Here is an 18004-nt window from a genome sequence, read left to right on the forward strand (position 1 = left end):
ATCGGTACATTTAGAGTATCTGGCACTATGGCGTTAACTTCACTGATTTTTAACAGTGTCGACATACTCGGTAGTGATGGGTGGGAAGCTCTGATAATTGATCCACAAACTCAATGGCATAAAACGTTATTGGCTGCCTGTGAAGTGCATTTAGCAGAACAAAAGATCATAACTTAGGCATAAAAAGAAACCCCAGCAAGCTGGGGTTTCTTTTTAGCGATTAAGATTACTAATACTGATTAAGGCATCATTGAAGGCTGATCAGCACCTTCTTTCTCAATCTCTACCGGTAACATATGCTCACGGTTGATACCCAATTTAATGGCTAAATAACTTGCCACGTAAATTGATGAGTACGTACCAACAAAAATACCGAGTAACAATGCAGTCGCAAAGCCATGGATCATTGTGCCGCCCTTTAAAAACAGCGCAATAACGGTAATTAATGTAGTACCTGTGGTAATAACAGTACGACTCATGGTCTGAGTGATTGAGGTATTCACAATCTCTACAGGGGTGCCTTTGCGCATTTTAAGGAAGTTTTCACGGATACGGTCATACACTACGATGGTATCGTTAAGTGAGTAACCCACAACTGTTAATAAACCTGCCAATACGGTCAAGTCAAACTCAAGCTGTAATACCGAAAATACCCCTAAGGTCACAATAACGTCATGGGCTAGCGCCGCTACAGAACCTGCAGCTAAACGCCATTCAAAACGAAATGATACGTAGATAAGGATACAAATTAAGGCAACAATAACGGCTAAGCCACCCTGCTCCGCGAGTTCCTTACCTACTTGTGGCCCAACAAACTCAACACGCTTTTGAATCACGCCTGAATCAATTGACTGCGCAGCAGTTAATACTGCAGCAACCTGGACATCACTTTTCAACTCATTTCTGACCGGTAAACGCACCAAGATATCGCGGCTTGAACCAAAGTTCTGTACCACGGCTCCTTCAGCTTCATCAGTCGTCATGGTTGCACGTAGAGCATTTAAGTCAACAGGAGCAGAAAACTCCATTTCAACAACCGTACCGCCGGTAAAGTCTAAGCCCCAGTTAATACCTTGTACGCCTAAAGATACAAAAGAAGCAATAACTAAGATCAACGACATTACACTAATAGGAAACGCATGACGAAGGAAGTCGACTGTATTCTTTACTGAAAATATCTGAAACATGTTCAACTTCTCCCTTAGATAGACAATGACTTAACGCGCTTACCACCCCAAACCGCATTCACGATTGAGCGTGTGCCAACAATGGCTGTAAACATCGAAGTCGCGATACCTATCATTAAGGTAACAGCAAAGCCTTTCACCGCACCGGTACCAACAGCAAACAAGATTAACGCTGTCATAAAGGTAGTAATGTTAGCATCTGCAATGGTTGAAAAAGCATTACCATAACCTTCATGGATAGCTTGTTGTACGCTGCGGCCGCCAAGAAGTTCTTCACGGATACGTTCAAAAATAAGTACGTTACCGTCAACCGCCATGCCCACCGTTAATACCATGCCAGCAATACCTGGTAAGGTTAATACCGCACCTGGGATCATAGACATCACACCAACAACCATTATTAGGTTTGCCAGCAATGCAAGGTTGGCAATAAAACCAAATGCACGGTAGTAAACCATCATAAATACAAGAACAACAACCATACCCCAAATCATTGCTTGAACACCGTTTTGGATGTTTTCAGCACCTAGGCTTGGGCCAATGGTTCTTTCTTCTACAATGGTCACTGGCGCAATCAGCGCGCCAGCACGTAACAATAATGCTAAGCTTTGTGCTTCAGTGTGCTCAAGACCAGTAATAACAAAATTACGACCTAAACGAGCCTGAATCGTCGCAACTGAAATGACCTCTTCAATACGAGTCATTTTCACTGTGCCATCAGGATTACGTGTACCACTGTCTTTATATTCGATAAACAATGTTGCCATTGGTTTGCCGATATTATCTTTAGTCACGTTAGAGAAAATCGAGCCGCCTTTTGCGTCAAGATTAATCGCTACCTGTGGACGGCTGTATTCATCAAAAGTAGGTTGTGCACCAGTGATATGATCACCGGTTAGCATCACTTCTTTCTTCAATACGGCAATCCCGCCTTCACGACGTTGGTACACTTCAGCACCTGCGGGTACACGACCACTTGCCGCTGCACTTACGTCAGCTTTATCGTCAACCATACGAAATTCAATTGATGCCGTAGCACCTAAAATTTCTTTTGCACGAGCAGTATCTTGCACACCAGGCAGTTCAACAATAATGCGCTCAGCGCCTTGACGTTGTACTACTGGCTCAGCAACACCCAACTCGTTAACACGGTTACGAATAGTGGTAATGTTTTGCTGCAGTGCTTCTTCCTTAATTTGCTTAAGGTAAGCATCACTCATGGTAGCAAGAAGAATGAACTCATTACCGCTGCTAGCATCGGTATAGGTCATGTCATTACTGCGGGTCTTTAAAAAAGTCTCAGCTTGGTCGACAGTTTCAGCATCTCGAAACTTAATCGCAATTCCTTTAGGGGTTTTACGAATACCAGCATAACGAATTTTTTCTTCACGAAGCTGGCTACGGAAATCAGCTATCTTAGCTTCTTCCATTTTACGAATAGCTTCGCCCATATCCACTTCCATCAAGAAGTGAACTCCACCACGTAAATCTAAACCTAATTTCATCGGCGACCCACCAACAGCTTCAAGCCATTCTGGAGTTGCCGGAGCTAAGTTTAACGCAACGGTATATTTCTGACCAAGTAGTTCAGCGATAGCTTCTTTCGCTACCAACTGCTGCTCAGGATTTTGCACTCGGACCAATAACTGACCATTTTCAAGCTCGGTACGCTTTACGGCAATACCCTGGCTATCTAATAAATCAACCACAGCCGTTTGTGTCGATGCAGTAACTTCTGCGCCGCGAGTTGCGACAATCTGCACTGCATGATCTTCACCAAACAAATTTGGTATTGCATAAAAACTACCAATGGCGATGACAAGCATCACCATGATGTTTTTCCACATTGGGTATTTATTTAACACACCATAGCCCTCTTGGCTTATAACGACTGGATAGAACCTTTAGGCAATACCGCTGCGATGTAATCCTTTTTAATCGTGATTTGGTTGTTATCATTAATCGCTAATAACACATAATCACTTTCTTCACCGATTTTGGTCACTTTACCGAGAATGCCACCACTGGTTAACACTTCATCACCTTTTGAAATCGACGCCATTAGGTTTTTGTGCTCTTTTACACGCTTTGACTGTGGACGGAAAATCATGAAGTAAAAAATTAATCCAAACATGACTAGCATGAAAATTAACTGCATGGTTTCGCCACCGGCTACACCACTGATTGGACTTGCATATGCATTTGAAATAAACATAGTTCTCTCTTCTTATTAGCTAAAATTAAACGATTAACTCGGGTACTTCACGACCAAAACTGGTATAGAACTCCTTAACAAAGGCGTCTAATGTACCTGTCTCAATTGCGCCGCGCAAACCTTCCATCAACATTTGGTAATAACGTAAATTATGGATGGTGTTTAAACGCGCACCTAGAATTTCATTACAACGATCTAAATGGTATAAATAAGCACGTGAATAGTTTTTACAAGTGTAACAATCACACTTAGGATCTAATGTTGCTGTGTCATCACGGTGACGTGCGTTACGAATTTTAATGACACCTTCACTGGTAAATAAATGGCCATTACGGGCATTACGTGTTGGCATTACACAGTCAAACATATCCACACCACGACGAACACCTTCGACTAAATCTTCAGGTTTACCTACGCCCATTAAATAGCGCGGCTTGTCAGCAGGAATTTGCGGACAAACATGCTCTAAAATACGGTGCATGTCAGCTTTGGGCTCGCCCACAGCTAAACCACCTACGGCGTAACCATCAAAACCGATGTCTAGAAGACCCTTTACACTCTCGTCACGTAAATCTTCAAAAACGCCACCTTGAATAATACCAAACAAAGAGTTGGGGTTTTCTAAGCGGTCAAACTCATCACGTGAGCGTTTAGCCCAACGCAGTGACATTTGCATCGACTTACGCGCTTCGTCATGGGTTGCAGGATACGGGGTACATTCATCAAAAATCATCACCACATCAGATCCTAAAGAATCCTGAATTTGCATTGATTTTTCTGGGTCCAAGAAAATCTTTTCACCATTTATCGGTGAACGGAAATGTACACCTTCTTCAGTGATTTTACGAATGTCACCTAAACTAAACACTTGGAATCCACCCGAGTCAGTTAAAATAGGACGCTGCCAATTCATAAAGTCGTGCAAATCACCATGTTTACGCATGATCTCTTCGCCAGGACGCAACCATAAATGGAAGGTGTTGCCCAATAAAATGTCGGCACCAGTAGCACGTACTTCTTCAGGCGTCATACCTTTTACCGTACCGTAAGTTCCCACAGGCATAAATGCTGGCGTTTCTACTGTACCGCGATCAAAAATAAGACGTCCGCGACGTGCGCGACCATCAGTTGTATCTAATTCAAATTTCATAAATCACCTTGCCAGATAAACAGTCTGACTCGTTAAGTTTCTATAGTAATGAGGGCAAATTTTAATGCTTCAAGGTTACTGACACATTAAATCAAAAAAACGCCCACTATTGTGGGCGAGTATTTTAAATCAAATTCATTGCTTACGGGGCTTTTTTCGTCACAAACATCGCATCGCCATAACTAAAAAAGCGATATTTTTGCGTAATCGCATGTTGATAAGCTTTCATAACCGCTTCATAACCAGCAAAAGCACTCAGCAACATGATTAATGTTGATTCTGGCAAATGAAAATTAGTGACCATGGCATCAACAACTTTAAATTGAAAACCTGGGTAAATAAAGATATCGGTATCACCACTAAAGGCTTCAAGAGGACGATCTCCACTTGCACGCGCTGCACTTTCTAATGAACGAACTGAGGTTGTGCCGACGGCAACAACACGATTTCCAGCCGCTTTAGTTTGCGCAATTAGGTCAACAACCTCTTGTGACACATTAGCCCATTCTGAATGCATCTTGTGCTCAAGCACATTATCGACTCGCACTGGTTGGAATGTACCCGCTCCCACATGCAAAGTCACAAAGGCAATATTAACCCCTTTAGCTTTTAAATCGGCCAACATGGCATCGTCAAAGTGTAACCCTGCAGTTGGTGCAGCTACTGCGCCTGGTGTTTGGTTATACACTGTTTGATAACGTTCTTTATCAGCATCTTCATCTGGACGATCAATGTAAGGAGGCAGTGGCATATGACCAACGTCTTCAAGTACTTCTAATATGGTTTTATCAGACAGTAATTCAAGCTCGAACAATGCATCGTGACGAGCCAACATTTTCATTTGGTAGCCGCCGTCTAAGTCAATAAGTGTATCGACTTTAGGAGATTTTGAACTGCGAACGTGGGCTAGAATGCGTTTATCGTCGAGCATACGCTCAACGAGAATCTCAAGCTTACCGCCAGTCGACTTCTGGCCAAATAAACGTGCTGGTATAACTCGGGTGTTATTAAACACCATCAAGTCTCCAGGATTGACCAGATTGAATAAATCAGTAAATTTTTTGTCTGCAAGCTCACTATTTTCGCCACTTAATGTGAGTAAACGCGAAGCATTGCGTTGTGCTGTCGGATAGCGAGCAATCAGCTCATCAGGTAGGTCGAATGAAAAATCTGCAACACGCATAGTATGATCTCAACAGTAAAAACGGCCGCTAGTCTATGGTGACTGCGGGTTAAGATCAAGTTTGGTGATTACTTTGTCGGCTTTTGTTCTGTCGACTCGGTGTCGATATCGTCCAGCTCAATAGTATCTGACTTGGCAGAGTCAAAGGTTTGGTCCGATTTATATGAATGTTCTTCATAACGCATGTCGATGTGTACTTTATTTCTTTTTGGTGCAGCTGGCTTACCCAATAACTTTTTAATCCAGTCTTTCATCATCCTTGATCCCTAAAATTAATCCAATATCTTTAAAAGCCGTTTTATATACGCATCACAACAATACCAAGTTCAATACTCCATGACATTTATCTATAAAACGTTATGATTAACGCCACTCACTCGTCATCTTGTAACGCTTTGTTACAAACGGCTTGTATCATACTGTAAAATAATAAAATTAGAAGTACAATTTATGAACTTTTTAGCTCACTTACATTTAGCCGACATCAGCGATACTCACCTAGTAGCTAATTTGTCGGGTGATTTCGCGAAAGGTAACATAGAGCAACATCCAAAACATCTGCAACAAGGGATATGGCTTCATCGTCAGATAGACCAAATTACTGATAGTCATGAAATTATTATCGACCTGCTCAAGCTGTTCCCTAAAACTTCACGTCGCGTAGCACCTATATTAGTTGACTTAGTATTCGATCATTATTTAGCGTTTTATTGGGAAGAGTATCATCACCAGCCATTAGATGAATTTTGCCAAAAAGCATACCAGCAACTGAGCACTACATTAGAGCTTCCTCCTACGTTGCAAGCCATTGCACCGCAAATTATCGAGCAAGATTGGCTTAGTAGTTATCAAACAAGGCAAGGATTAAACCAAGCGATTAAAGGCGTCAGTCGTCGTTTATCAAAACCAGAACTATTTGACCATGCTATTAACGATATTGATAAGATTTATATTGATATCGAAATTGCATTTAGGACATTTTACCCACAATTAATGGCCTATAGCAGACACTATAGTCGCAAGACTCCGGCTGTATATTTACCTTAACACTGGGTATTTATAGGAATTAATGTCGTATGCCATCATGGTTAATTAATCTAAAAATCACGCTCAAATCCAAACGATTTTGGCTAACTAGCCTTCGCGATATTATCGTTATCGGGATTGTATTGTTTACTATTGCGAGTTATCTACAGCGAGATATGAAAACAGGCGTGGCAACGCCAATTAACGCACACACGATAGCAAATAAACCAATTTCATTATTTACTACAACATCAGCTGACGCCAAGCTGCATATAAGAGAAATAGGTACCAAAAATAAACCTACCTTGGTTTATTTCTGGGGCACATGGTGTCCAGTGTGTAAAATTACCTCTCCTATGGTGAACTCGGTAAATCTTAATCCCGATTATCAGGTTGTATCCATTGCGGTAGCTTCAGGCTCTGACGACGACATAAGCACCTTTATGCAACATCATCATTATCATTTTGATGTCATCAATCAGCATCAAACAATGCAATTAAGTCAACAATGGGGCGCAATGGCTTTGCCCGCTATTTATATCGTTGATACTGAAAACAATATTCGCTTTGTTACCTCAGGTGTTACAAGCAGTTGGGGAATGTCATTACGGTTGTGGTTAGCAACTTGGTAAGGCTGCAATAATCAAACAGCATTATTAAACCGGATAATTGGTTTTTAGTTATCAGTAAAACTTTGTTAGTATCCGCGACATGAGTACTTGCGACATTCACTTTTCGCTACATTAATACCTGAATCCGACACAATGAGAGAGAACAATTTATAATGCACATCTTTACTTATCAACCACCATCGATTCCGTGGTTGGACATACGCTATAAAGACCGTGACATTATCGTCATCAATAAGCCTTCAGGCTTATTATCAAATCCAGGACGTTCACCTGACACACACGATACGGCAATAACCCGTTTGCAACGATGCTATCCTGAATCAATTTTGATCCATCGTTTAGATTGTGATACTTCTGGGATCATGATTTTTGCTCGGACAAAAAAAGCGGAATCACATTTAAAAATTCAATTTCAAAATCGACAAGCTAAAAAGGTGTATATTGCTGAAGTGATTGGCCATGTAGATGAACAACAAGGCAAAGTGAACTTTGCGCTAGGACCTAATCCAGATTCACCACCATTCCAAATGCTTACTGATTCGGGTAAAGCGGCATTAACCTATTTTCAAGTGCTTGAACACAGAGCGCAATCAACGCTAATGGAGCTAAAACCTCACACGGGTCGTACTCATCAGCTTAGAGTTCATATGCTGTCGCTTGGACATGCAATTTTAGGCGATGAATTTTATGGCGATACTGAAACAGTTAATGCCAGTAAACGGTTAAACCTACATGCACAATCACTCACAATTACCCATCCTTATAGCCAAATTGAGATGACATTTTTTAGTCAGCATCCATTTTAGAACCTTAACAATTCAAACGAAAAAATGCCGACACAATCGCTCGTGTCGGCATTTATCTATAAGTAATTCGTCACTAAATTAACTAGCCTTAGTAGCCTCTTTCGCTTCAGCAGCTTCACATGCTGCAGCAGTAAAGATAACATCTGTAGAGCTATTTAGTGCTGTTTCGGCTGAATCTTGAATCACACCAATAATAAAACCAACTGCCACAACTTGCATGGCAACATCATTAGAAATGCCAAACAGACTACATGCCAACGGGATGAGTAATAGTGAACCACCGGCAACACCTGAAGCACCACAAGCTGAAACGGATGCAACCACACTCAATAGCAGGGCCGTCATAAAGTCGACTTGAATGCCCAAAGTATGAGCTGCAGCTAATGTTAATACTGTGATAGTAATCGCTGCACCGCCCATATTAATAGTGGCACCTAATGGAATAGACACTGAATAAGTGTCTTTGTGCAATTTTAGCTCTTCACACAGTGCCATGTTGACCGGAATATTGGCCGCACTTGAACGCGTGAAAAAGGCTGTAACACCACTTTCACGTAAACATTTAAATACTAATGGATAAGGGTTACGTTTAATTTTGACATAAACGATAATTGGGTTAATCACCAAAGCAATGAATAGCATGGATCCCACAAGTACCATTAATAATTGGCCATAACCTGCTAGAGCATCAAAACCAGTTTCCGCGAATGTAGCCGCAACTAAACCAAAAATACCAATCGGCGCTAAACGAATCACAAAGCGGACAATATTTGACACTGCATCACTGACATCGGAGAGCATTTGTTTAGTACTGTCACTGGCATGATGCATGGTTATTCCAAGGCCAGCCCCCCACACTAAAATACCAATATAATTACCGGTTAATAATGCGTTAACAGGATTATCGACAATTTTGAACAATAAGGTATTAAGAACTTCGCTAATCCCTTGAGGGGGATTGGATCCTTCTATTCCAGCCGTTAGCAGTAAAGTCGTTGGAAATGCAAAACTGAATAATACAGCAGTTAATGCAGCAGCAAATGTTCCCAGAAGATATAGCACAATGATAGGACGCATATTGGTTTGGCTATTTTTCTTTTGATTTGCAATCGATGATGCAACCAAAACAAAAACCAAGATTGGCGCAATGGCTTTTAAAGCTCCCACAAAAAGTGAGCCCAAAAACGCCACATTGTTGGCACCAGTTGTTGATATACTTGCCAGAATCACGCCCAAAATGATCCCGCTGATAATTTGTAGCACGAGGCTACCGTTAGCGATACGAGCTAACAGTGATGTTTTTTGATTCATTGCTTAACCTATGATTATTATATTTATGACTCTTTATGATCAAGGTTTTGCTTATCTTTAGAAAAGGAAACATCACTACACTAGTAGTATCTACGTATTCATCACCTTGATAACTCAAAGTGACAACATACATTGGTTACGATACTCATCAGATCACGACAATATCAATGCTATAACTGAAAAAATCCGGCTATTATTACTCATTGATGTGCGATTAACTCACCACAATCAACTAGCACACTTCAATCAATCCGTTTTCAGGGATAGCACTCCCTCATTAAAGTTAAGCATTACCTTGTGCTCAGCGAATATACTGAACACTGTAAAAGCCTTGTAGCTATATATCAGGATGCCACGTGATAAGTCTAGTGTTGATACCAAATGAGTAAAAAAAATCAACCATCGCTCATAAAGAAAGCACTAAATTGACTGTTACTGATCACTTGCTGCCAAATTGTTAAATATATTATGTGGGCTATAAAGTCAAAAACACTATCAAGCTGGTTGCAATGCTTGAGCACCTCTAAGCATTGCTTCAATTAACTCTTTAGCATCGAACTTAGTTAACGCTTCATTGGCTCCGACTTGTTTAGCTTGGCTGACACTGATTTCGCTCGACAATGAAGTATGTAAAATAATGTACGCGTGCTCAATCGCTGGATTATTTTTTACCTCGAAGGCTAATTCATATCCATCAAGTCCAGGCATTTCAATATCACTCACCAGTAAATCAATAGGTTTTCGTTCTTCCGCGGCTTGTTGCATAATTTTAAGTGCATCTCGACCATCTGCCGTCACTTGATATGCAATGTTAATCGAGTCGAGCGCATCAGATAATTGTTTACGAGCAACTTTTGAATCATCCACTAGCAAAATGCGTAGTGGTGTTAACTTTTCACGTTGAACATCGGTTAATATTGCTCGATTACTAATTGGATCGTCAGGAAATATTTTCGAAAGTAATAACTCGACATCCAGTAACTGGACGAGTTGATCATTAAAACGGGTTACTCCTGTTAAAAAGGCATTTTTGCCTAAGTTACCAGAAGGAGCTTCGATATTACGCCAATTACACTCTATGATTTTATCGATTGAGCGTACAAGAAAACCTATTACCATTCTCTGACAGTCAGTAATAATGATATAGCAATCTTTACGTTCTGCTTCGGTAACAGGTTTATAACCAATGCCAGCAGCCATATCGATGATCGGAATAGTCATACCCCGAATGGTTGCAGCTCCTAGAATAGCTGAGTGAGAATGTGGAATTTTGGTTAAAGGAGTAAACGGCACAAGTTCACGAATCTTTAAAGTACCTAAAGCAAACACTTGCGTTTGATTTAATTTAAATAGCAATAAACCCTGTGATTGATTCGCTTTGCTCATTTTCGGACTCATCATTACCCCTTCAACAGAAGACTGAAATCAACTTCACTATAGCATTTATACTCAGTCTTTAGACTAGCTTAAGTGGTCAATTTTATCTGCAAACATCATTACAAATCACAAAATTAGCTATTCATCCGATAACAACCAACGCTATTAATAACTTTGTTTGCTATTTCTGTTCAAAAATAGCAAACGAAGTTAATACTTTTCCGACAACAAGCTGTCGATATTTTATGCAAAAAAGTTCAATGATTAAATCCTTCTTAACGCAATTTATAAAAGCTAGGGAGAAAAACTTAATCGGCTATATATGCATATTAAGCTAAAACAGACTGCAAGTTAGAACCGAATACAACCCAATAAAAAAACAAAGGGAAACAATGATAATTAAATCAGCTACTGATTTAATTATCATTGTTTCCCTCATTATTATGATGTTTTAAATTGACATAAATCAGTTAGAAACCGATTGCAGCTCGTAAAGCACATCATAAACAAATTGGTCCCAACCCTCAGCATCAAACGCTAAACCACTGGCGTTTCGAACTTGGCTAACTGCATGCAAAGGCGCGGCACCGTTTTCCATCAGATAATAGGCCATCACCATTTCAGTACGATTGATCCCAGAGCGACAATGGAGTAACACTGGCAACTGTTCGGTTTCACATTCACGAATAAATGCTAATACTTGAGGGAGTATGTCAGTACAAATAGCTAAATCATGTGGCTTAGGTGGAATGTTATCAGGTAAATTAAATACTTTATGACGAAAACCTAGTTCAACCATAGCGTCGGTATCACAACCTTCACCATTATTTAACGATGCAATTGCACTGAAACCGGCTTGCTTTAACTCGGCTAAGTCCCATGCATCTTTGTTTGGACCACTACGGCCTGCAACTTGTCCATCAACTAACCAAAAAATATGTTTCATATTACCTACTACTAATCTGGTTTTTTAGCCCAAATATCAACATTAACTGAGGACAACTTTTTACGTTTTTTCTTACCGCTACCTTCTGGCTTCGCCATTGGCTTAGGTTGTTCCAGTACGCTTTCAGGCACTATATCATCAGCCTCAAACCCGCTAACTTGCTCACGTTCAAGGCGAATTTGATTCTTTTTCTCAATAACACAGAAGTGATGATACTCATCATGCGACAACAAGGTCAACGCTAAACCCACCTCTCCCGCACGTCCACTGCGACCAATTCGATGCATATAATCTGCTGGACTGCGTGGTAAGTCAAAATTAATTACCACTGGTAATTTTTCTATATCAAGGCCACGGGCAGCAATGTCTGTCGCAATGAGGACTTGAATATCACCCGCCTTAAAACCTTCCAATACGCGACTTCGCGCACCTTGGGCTTTATCACCATGAAACACTTCTGCAGTGATACCACGTTTAGCCAGTTTTTGAGCTAAATGATTACAACTATTTTTAGCACCAACAAAAATCAATACTTGTCGCCATTGATGTTGTTGTAGTAAATGTGCAAGTAATGCGGTCTTTTTTTCACGATTAACCGTCATTACACGTTGCACTAAGGTACTCGCTTCAGCGCTTTGTAATTGTATTTCAAGTGGGTTCACTAACAGTGCTTGTGTTAGTTGACGGACTTCATCAGGAAAAGTAGCCGAAAACAATAACGTTTGTTTTTGCTTAGGAAGTAAATTGAGTACTTGAGTCAACTCTTCAGTAAAACCAAGGCTTAGCATTCGGTCTGCTTCATCAAGTACTAACGTTGCTACTTGTGATAATTTTAGTGCATTTGACGAAACTAAATCGAGTAAACGACCAGGCGTCGCAACCACCACATCCGCGCCGCCACGCAATGCTAACATTTGAGTATTTACAGATACACCGCCAAATGCAGCAACCACTTTAATGTCGCCATTTAAATGAACCGCATAGGATTTAAAGCTGTCGGCAACTTGCTTGGCGAGTTCTCGCGTTGGAACCAAGACTAACGCACTAACAAAGTTACCTTTGGCAGATGATGTTGCCCGACGACTCATCAATTGATGTAATATCGGCAATGCAAAAGCCGCTGTTTTACCTGAGCCAGTATTGGCACCTGCCAGTAAGTCTTTACCAGTTAATGTGCTAGGAATGGTTTCAGCTTGGATTGGTGTAGGCTGAAGGTATTTAAGCTCGGTTAATCTAGCCAACAATGGAGTATGCAGGCCAAATTCAGCGAAAGTCGTAGCTAAAGAAGCTTGGGTCATGTATCAAATGCGCTCAAGAAAATGGTTATCAATCGCACATTTTAACGTACTTTGGCGCAGCAGTCAGATAAATTAGTTAATTTCTTCAATCCCTTCCAAGTCCAGTAGCCACTGCTTCATATCGAGCCCATAAGCATAACCGGTTAACTTACCGCCTTTACCTATCACCCGATGACACGGAACGATAATAGCAATTGGGTTTGCACCATTTGCAGCCCCAACAGCCCTGACAGCTTTAGGTCGCCCAATAGTATTGGCGATATCACTGTAACTGCAGCGCTGGCCGAATGTTAATTGACTCAGAGCATGCCAAACCTCATGTTGAAACACGGTACCTTTAGGCGCTAAAGGTACACTAAAATGCTGCCTTTGATTAGCGAAGTACTCTGTTAATTGAATGACTGTTGTATCAATGTGCTGTTGGGCTTGTACCACTAAATCTTGAGTAGTCTCAGTATTGCTTTGTTGGAGTATAAACTGAGTTTGAATCTCTACAAGCGAGCTCGTTTGGGCAAGGTCTTCAACCTGCAGATGGGTTAATCCATGCTCAGATGCTTTAAGCGAGAGTAAACCAACAGGACTTGTGACTAAAGCATGGCACTTCGGCGAAGTAAAATGGGTCATAATATTATCCGTTTTTTGCAGCGACAGGATCGTTATCCCAAAGCTGGAAGGTTAAGTAACTGCCCCAAGGTGATGCTTGTGTTGCAATGTCGGCAGCAATGCTTATGTACGATTTAGGGGTTTCAATGGGTATACCCGATTGCTCATATAATGCATGAAGACGATTTTTGATAACTAAATCAGAACTCAAAAACACATCAGGATCACTCAAACCTCGCATATTCGCATAAGCAACAGTCCATGGACCAATACCTTTTACAGACAACCAATCGTCAGGTGTTGAGTCAGCATGCTGATGCACAAATTGCCCCAAGGCATTTAAGGCTAATTTTCGAGCTCCTGGCATGTTAAGTTCATCTAATGAAGCGTTAGCAATAGCTTGTGCCGTAGGAAATAACTGCCAAGTCTTACCATCGATGAACAGCGTTTCACCATAAGATTCAACCAATAAATTTAATAGTTTAGTGGCTTGCACTACACTGACTTGTTGCCCTAATACGGCACGGCAAGCGGCCTCAAAAACGCTGCCAGCCGCTGGTATACGTAAACCACTATCAATTTTGGCGCCTAATTTAATGATGGGAGATAAAGCTTGCTGAATGACTTCCATGTCAGCATCTAAATCAAACATACGGCGTAATTGCAGAGTAATATAATGCAAGGACTTAATATCATTAGCATCAGCTAAGTAAATACTCACATCAAGTTGGGGTTTATCGGCATTTGGTGAAATGTAAAAAACACCTTCTACGCCATTAAACGAAAAGGTTCGGCCATAACGTCCCGAAATATCATCAATGACTTCCATATTATCAACTTGACGAAATGCATAAAAAGCCAACATCTTCGCCCAATTAAAGGGGGGACGGTAAGATAATACTAATGTTATTGGTTTAATGTTAGTGCTCACTTGATTATCTTTATAAGGATGAGTTACATCAGTTAAATGTCGGCTCTTTTGGCGTAAATCGCTAGGTGTTAATAGTAGTTCTTGTTTAAAAATTTCATTAAATCGCCTGATGCTATTAAAACCAGCGGCCATGGCGATGTCTGTCATTGATAATTGTGTTTGGTGTAATAACTGCTTAGCAAACATCAACTGCTGATATAACGCAAAACGTTTAGGTGAAGTCCCCAAACCTTGGTTAAAGAGTTTATTTAAATACCGACTGGTAATACCTAATTTATCAGCCAACTTGACGATCGTTCCTGCATCTTCACCATTTAAAAAGCCTTGTTCGATTAACGTGATAGCACGCATTAACGTTGTTTGAGTGCCCAACCACGCAAACGAACTAGGCGCACTATCTGGCCGGCATCGAAGACAAGGCCTAAGTCCCGCATTAGCCGCTTTTATCGCAGAATCAAAGTAACGGACATTTTTTTCATAAGGTGCAGGTGCGGGACAAATTGACCGGCAATAAATGCCAGTAGTGATAACTCCGGTAAAAAATTGACCATCAAAGCGAGCATCACGACTAAGCCTTGCTTGCTGGCAGATCTGTGCTGCAATATTACAATCGCTATTTATCTGTACCATTGTCTATTTAACCTCACATCACTCAATGGAAAACTGAACTATTCTCTGCTTATAGCGTATTTAAGATATTACTTTACCGAAATACAACAACCACGACTAGCGGAAAACGGAACTCAATCGTTTCGTATATGGTAACAATTTAACCCATTACATTTGGCCTTTTTGCGTTATCCTAGTCAGCAGAATTTTCACCATTAAGTTAGAGCATTAGATGTTTAAATTTTTTGAATCATTGACCCAAGCTTTACCACAAGAAGAACCGACTCAGCCACCCAATACTTTGTACGCATTTTGTCGTCATTATACCCGCGGGTTTGGTTTACCTTTAATTATCATGTCAGTACTAACAGCCATAATGGCAATGTTGGAAGTGTCACTGTTTGGCTTTATGGGACAACTGGTAGATTGGTTAGTCACCAAAAATCCACAAACATTGTGGCAAGATGAAAGCACTACGTTAATTACCATGTCAGTGATTGTCTTAGTGGTCATACCGCTGGTTGTCTGGTTACATGCTTCTATCGTGCACCAAACGCTTTTGGGTAACTACCCCATGGCTATTCGTTGGCAAGCACATCGCTATTTACTCAAGCAGAGTATTTCATTTTATCAAGATGACTTTGCAGGACGAATCGCTACAAAGGTAATGCAAACCTCACTTGCTGTTCGTGAAACGGTCATGAAATTACTGGATGTATTGATGTACATTTTAGTGTATTTCACCTCCATGTTAGTCATGATTGCCACTGCAGACGTACGTTTAATGCTACCCATGCTCGTTTGGTTAGCGGCTTATATGTTGATTCAATGGAAACTCGTTCCAAAGCTGAAAGCAATATCGACAGAACAAGCTGATGCTCGCTCGACAATGACAGGCCGTATTGTCGACAGTTACACCAACATATCAACCGTAAAGTTGTTCTCGCATACGACACAGGAAGCTGACTACGCCCAAGATAGTATGACGCGTTTCTTAAAAACCGTTTATGGCCAAATGCGTCTGGTAACGATCATTAATGTTTTAGTGCAAATCATTAATTACTTATTAGCGTTCACCATTGCCGCAGTGTCGATTTGGTTATGGGCAGACAATGCTATTACGGTTGGCGCCATTGCGATTGCGGTGAGTTTAGCGTTGCGTTTAAATGGCATGTCACAATGGATTATGTGGGAAATCAGTTCACTATTTGAAAATATTGGTACCGTTACCGATGGTATGAATACGTTATCAAAACCCATTGCTATTCAAGATAAAATGGATGCAAAAGACATTGTTGTTGACCATGGCAAAATCGATTTCAACCAGGTTTGCTTTCATTATGGTGAAAAAACAGGCGTTATTGAGCAGCTAAACCTAAATATTAAAGCAGGTGAGAAAGTCGGCTTAGTGGGACGGTCTGGTGCAGGAAAATCGACCTTAGTAAACTTATTGATGCGTTTTCATGATGTTGAAAAAGGCCAAATACTGATAGATGATCAACCTATAACGGATATTACCCAAGACTCATTACGGGCAAATATAGGTATGGTGACTCAAGATACATCGTTATTACATCGTTCTATCCGTGAAAATATTCTGTATGGCGATCCACACGCTAGTGATGAAAAATTAATAGCGGCGATCACTCAAGCACAAGCGGCAGAGTTTATTGACAATTTAACTGATCCCTTTGGCAACAAAGGACTTGATGCACAAGTGGGTGAGCGCGGTGTCAAACTGTCTGGTGGTCAACGTCAACGGATTGCCATAGCAAGAGTATTACTTAAGAATGCACCAATTCTATTGCTTGATGAAGCCACTTCAGCATTAGATTCTGAAGTCGAAGCAGCGATTCAAGAGTCGTTGTATGAATTGATGGAAGGTAAAACAGTGATTGCGATAGCACATCGACTCTCAACGATTGCAGCGATGGATAGACTTATTGTATTAGATAAAGGTTGCGTCGTTGAACAAGGTACTCATCAAGAGCTAATTAATGCCAATGGGATTTACGCACAACTGTGGGCCCATCAAACTGGCGGATTTCTAGGGTTAGATTGATATAACATTGAGGTTAACCAACAAAAATTAATTAAAGCCATTCACATTTGAGTGGCTTTTTTATGCTCGTAAATAAGAGATAGCCACAAAAGAGTGAAAGTAACACTTTAAATTGTTTGGATTGTTTGGTAAAACGTTGAATAATTTCAGAAGGGGTAATACAAAAATATGGTGGTCGCTACTGGGCTCGAACCAGTGACCCCCTCCTTGTAAGGGAGGTGCTCTCCCAGCTGAGCTAAGCGACCTGGGATAAAACGTAAATGTAAGCTTAAATTGATATGGTGGTCGCTACTGGGCTCGAACCAGTGACCCCCTCCTTGTAAGGGAGGTGCTCTCCCAGCTGAGCTAAGCGACCTGGGAACATCAATTCTTGTAACATTGTAAAATATGGTGGTCGCTACTGGGCTCGAACCAGTGACCCCCTCCTTGTAAGGGAGGTGCTCTCCCAGCTGAGCTAAGCGACCTGGGATATTTTACTTTTGAGTCCACCAATCTATTAGAGAAATGGTGGTCGCTACTGGGCTCGAACCAGTGACCCCCTCCTTGTAAGGGAGGTGCTCTCCCAGCTGAGCTAAGCGACCTGGGACTCTACACAACCGTTTCGATAATTATATGGTGGTCGCTACTGTGCTCGAACCAGTGACCACCCACTTGTAAGGAAGGTGCTC

16 protein-coding genes and 4 tRNA genes are annotated in these 18004 nt (G+C 41.0%); 4 read left to right on the forward strand and 16 right to left on the reverse strand.

The genetic code is table 11. The features are described from left to right. Nucleotides 1-239 precede the first annotated feature (239 nt). The 6 genes from secF to H5202_RS08050 all read right to left on the reverse strand — a co-directional run bounded on the left by secF (nt 240) and on the right by H5202_RS08050 (nt 5992). Nucleotides 240-1187 (reverse strand): protein translocase subunit SecF, encoded by a 948-nt coding sequence (gene secF / locus H5202_RS08025; protein WP_011638148.1) that lies wholly within the window; start codon nt 1185-1187, stop codon nt 240-242. A 14-nt stretch (nt 1188-1201) separates the two neighbouring features. Continuing rightward, nucleotides 1202-3052 carry a protein translocase subunit SecD gene (gene secD, locus H5202_RS08030; RefSeq protein ID WP_182771625.1) on the reverse strand — a complete coding sequence of 617 codons (1851 nt, stop codon included), beginning with the start codon at nt 3050-3052 and terminating at the stop codon, nt 1202-1204. Nucleotides 3053-3069: 17 nt separating this feature from the next. Beyond that, a complete protein-coding gene (yajC, locus tag H5202_RS08035) occupies nt 3070-3402 on the reverse strand; it encodes a preprotein translocase subunit YajC (RefSeq protein ID WP_011638150.1) in 333 nt (110 codons plus the stop codon). A 25-nt stretch (nt 3403-3427) separates the two neighbouring features. Beyond that, a complete protein-coding gene (tgt, locus tag H5202_RS08040) occupies nt 3428-4552 on the reverse strand; it encodes a tRNA guanosine(34) transglycosylase Tgt (RefSeq protein ID WP_011638151.1) in 1125 nt (374 codons plus the stop codon). A gap of 142 nt (nt 4553-4694) precedes the next feature. Further along, entirely contained in the window at nt 4695-5735 is a 1041-nt protein-coding gene (queA, locus tag H5202_RS08045; protein WP_182771626.1) for a tRNA preQ1(34) S-adenosylmethionine ribosyltransferase-isomerase QueA, read from the reverse strand. Nucleotides 5736-5803: 68 nt separating this feature from the next. Further along, nucleotides 5804-5992 carry a hypothetical protein gene (locus tag H5202_RS08050; RefSeq protein ID WP_182771627.1) on the reverse strand — a complete coding sequence of 63 codons (189 nt, stop codon included), beginning with the start codon at nt 5990-5992 and terminating at the stop codon, nt 5804-5806. A gap of 193 nt (nt 5993-6185) precedes the next feature. Between H5202_RS08050 and H5202_RS08055 the strand changes: the two genes are divergently transcribed. From H5202_RS08055 to H5202_RS08065, 3 genes are all read left to right on the forward strand, one after another. Further along, the gene (locus H5202_RS08055; protein ID WP_182771628.1) at nt 6186-6782 is read left to right on the forward strand and encodes an acyl carrier protein phosphodiesterase; all 597 of its coding nucleotides are present in this window, start codon (nt 6186-6188) and stop codon (nt 6780-6782) included. Nucleotides 6783-6811: 29 nt separating this feature from the next. Continuing rightward, nucleotides 6812-7393 carry a protein disulfide oxidoreductase gene (locus H5202_RS08060; RefSeq protein WP_182771629.1) on the forward strand — a complete coding sequence of 194 codons (582 nt, stop codon included), beginning with the start codon at nt 6812-6814 and terminating at the stop codon, nt 7391-7393. 152 nt (nt 7394-7545) lie between these two features. Beyond that, nucleotides 7546-8199, forward strand: coding sequence for an RluA family pseudouridine synthase (locus tag H5202_RS08065; protein ID WP_182771630.1), 654 nt, complete (start codon nt 7546-7548; stop codon nt 8197-8199). Nucleotides 8200-8277: 78 nt separating this feature from the next. Here H5202_RS08065 and sstT read toward each other — a convergent pair whose 3' ends face one another. The 6 genes from sstT to H5202_RS08095 form a co-directional block, all read right to left on the reverse strand. Continuing rightward, nucleotides 8278-9510 carry a serine/threonine transporter SstT gene (sstT, locus tag H5202_RS08070; RefSeq protein WP_182771631.1) on the reverse strand — a complete coding sequence of 411 codons (1233 nt, stop codon included), beginning with the start codon at nt 9508-9510 and terminating at the stop codon, nt 8278-8280. A 495-nt stretch (nt 9511-10005) separates the two neighbouring features. Further along, the gene (locus H5202_RS08075; RefSeq protein ID WP_259397242.1) at nt 10006-10896 is read right to left on the reverse strand and encodes a chemotaxis protein CheV; all 891 of its coding nucleotides are present in this window, start codon (nt 10894-10896) and stop codon (nt 10006-10008) included. A gap of 457 nt (nt 10897-11353) precedes the next feature. Then, nucleotides 11354-11833 carry a protein-tyrosine phosphatase family protein gene (locus H5202_RS08080; protein ID WP_182771632.1) on the reverse strand — a complete coding sequence of 160 codons (480 nt, stop codon included), beginning with the start codon at nt 11831-11833 and terminating at the stop codon, nt 11354-11356. Nucleotides 11834-11844: 11 nt separating this feature from the next. Further along, nucleotides 11845-13131, reverse strand: coding sequence for a DEAD/DEAH box helicase (locus H5202_RS08085; protein ID WP_182771633.1), 1287 nt, complete (start codon nt 13129-13131; stop codon nt 11845-11847). Nucleotides 13132-13203: 72 nt separating this feature from the next. Further along, nucleotides 13204-13755 (reverse strand): methylated-DNA--[protein]-cysteine S-methyltransferase, encoded by a 552-nt coding sequence (locus H5202_RS08090; RefSeq protein WP_182771634.1) that lies wholly within the window; start codon nt 13753-13755, stop codon nt 13204-13206. Nucleotides 13756-13759: 4 nt separating this feature from the next. Further along, nucleotides 13760-15295 (reverse strand): AlkA N-terminal domain-containing protein, encoded by a 1536-nt coding sequence (locus H5202_RS08095; RefSeq protein ID WP_182771635.1) that lies wholly within the window; start codon nt 15293-15295, stop codon nt 13760-13762. A 211-nt stretch (nt 15296-15506) separates the two neighbouring features. On the opposite strand from H5202_RS08095, the gene H5202_RS08100 reads away from it, so the two are divergent. Beyond that, on the forward strand, nt 15507-17336 hold the full coding sequence (locus H5202_RS08100) for an ABC transporter ATP-binding protein (protein WP_182771636.1): 1830 nt from the start codon (nt 15507-15509) through the stop codon (nt 17334-17336). A gap of 169 nt (nt 17337-17505) precedes the next feature. Here the strand turns inward: H5202_RS08100 and H5202_RS08105 are convergent. The 4 genes from H5202_RS08105 to H5202_RS08120 all read right to left on the reverse strand — a co-directional run bounded on the left by H5202_RS08105 (nt 17506) and on the right by H5202_RS08120 (nt 17917). Then, nucleotides 17506-17581: transfer RNA gene (locus tag H5202_RS08105), tRNA-Val, on the reverse strand. 34 nt (nt 17582-17615) lie between these two features. Then, nucleotides 17616-17691, reverse strand: a tRNA-Val gene (locus H5202_RS08110). Between the two features lie 33 nt (nt 17692-17724). Next, nucleotides 17725-17800, reverse strand: a tRNA-Val gene (locus tag H5202_RS08115). A gap of 41 nt (nt 17801-17841) precedes the next feature. After that, nucleotides 17842-17917, reverse strand: a tRNA-Val gene (locus H5202_RS08120). Nucleotides 17918-18004: the final 87 nt, after the last annotated feature.

This window comes from Shewanella sp. SG41-4 (genome assembly GCF_014164505.1).
In the GTDB taxonomy this organism is placed as follows: Bacteria; Pseudomonadota; Gammaproteobacteria; order Enterobacterales; family Shewanellaceae; genus Shewanella.

Coding starts and splice junctions, on each gene's coding strand:
- secF (WP_011638148.1), bottom strand. CDS start 1,187: ATGTTTCAGATATTTTCAGTAAAGAATACAGTCGACTTCCTTCGTCAT.
- queA (WP_182771626.1), bottom strand. CDS start 5,735: ATGCGTGTTGCAGATTTTTCATTCGACCTACCTGATGAGCTGATTGCT.
- H5202_RS08095 (WP_182771635.1), bottom strand. CDS start 15,295: ATGGTACAGATAAATAGCGATTGTAATATTGCAGCACAGATCTGCCAG.
- H5202_RS08050 (WP_182771627.1), bottom strand. CDS start 5,992: ATGATGAAAGACTGGATTAAAAAGTTATTGGGTAAGCCAGCTGCACCA.
- H5202_RS08065 (WP_182771630.1), top strand. CDS start 7,546: ATGCACATCTTTACTTATCAACCACCATCGATTCCGTGGTTGGACATA.
- H5202_RS08080 (WP_182771632.1), bottom strand. CDS start 11,833: ATGAAACATATTTTTTGGTTAGTTGATGGACAAGTTGCAGGCCGTAGT.
- H5202_RS08055 (WP_182771628.1), top strand. CDS start 6,186: ATGAACTTTTTAGCTCACTTACATTTAGCCGACATCAGCGATACTCAC.
- H5202_RS08075 (WP_259397242.1), bottom strand. CDS start 10,896: ATGAGCAAAGCGAATCAATCACAGGGTTTATTGCTATTTAAATTAAAT.
- H5202_RS08060 (WP_182771629.1), top strand. CDS start 6,812: ATGCCATCATGGTTAATTAATCTAAAAATCACGCTCAAATCCAAACGA.
- tgt (WP_011638151.1), bottom strand. CDS start 4,552: ATGAAATTTGAATTAGATACAACTGATGGTCGCGCACGTCGCGGACGT.
- H5202_RS08090 (WP_182771634.1), bottom strand. CDS start 13,755: ATGACCCATTTTACTTCGCCGAAGTGCCATGCTTTAGTCACAAGTCCT.
- H5202_RS08100 (WP_182771636.1), top strand. CDS start 15,507: ATGTTTAAATTTTTTGAATCATTGACCCAAGCTTTACCACAAGAAGAA.
- H5202_RS08085 (WP_182771633.1), bottom strand. CDS start 13,131: ATGACCCAAGCTTCTTTAGCTACGACTTTCGCTGAATTTGGCCTGCAT.
- yajC (WP_011638150.1), bottom strand. CDS start 3,402: ATGTTTATTTCAAATGCATATGCAAGTCCAATCAGTGGTGTAGCCGGT.
- sstT (WP_182771631.1), bottom strand. CDS start 9,510: ATGAATCAAAAAACATCACTGTTAGCTCGTATCGCTAACGGTAGCCTC.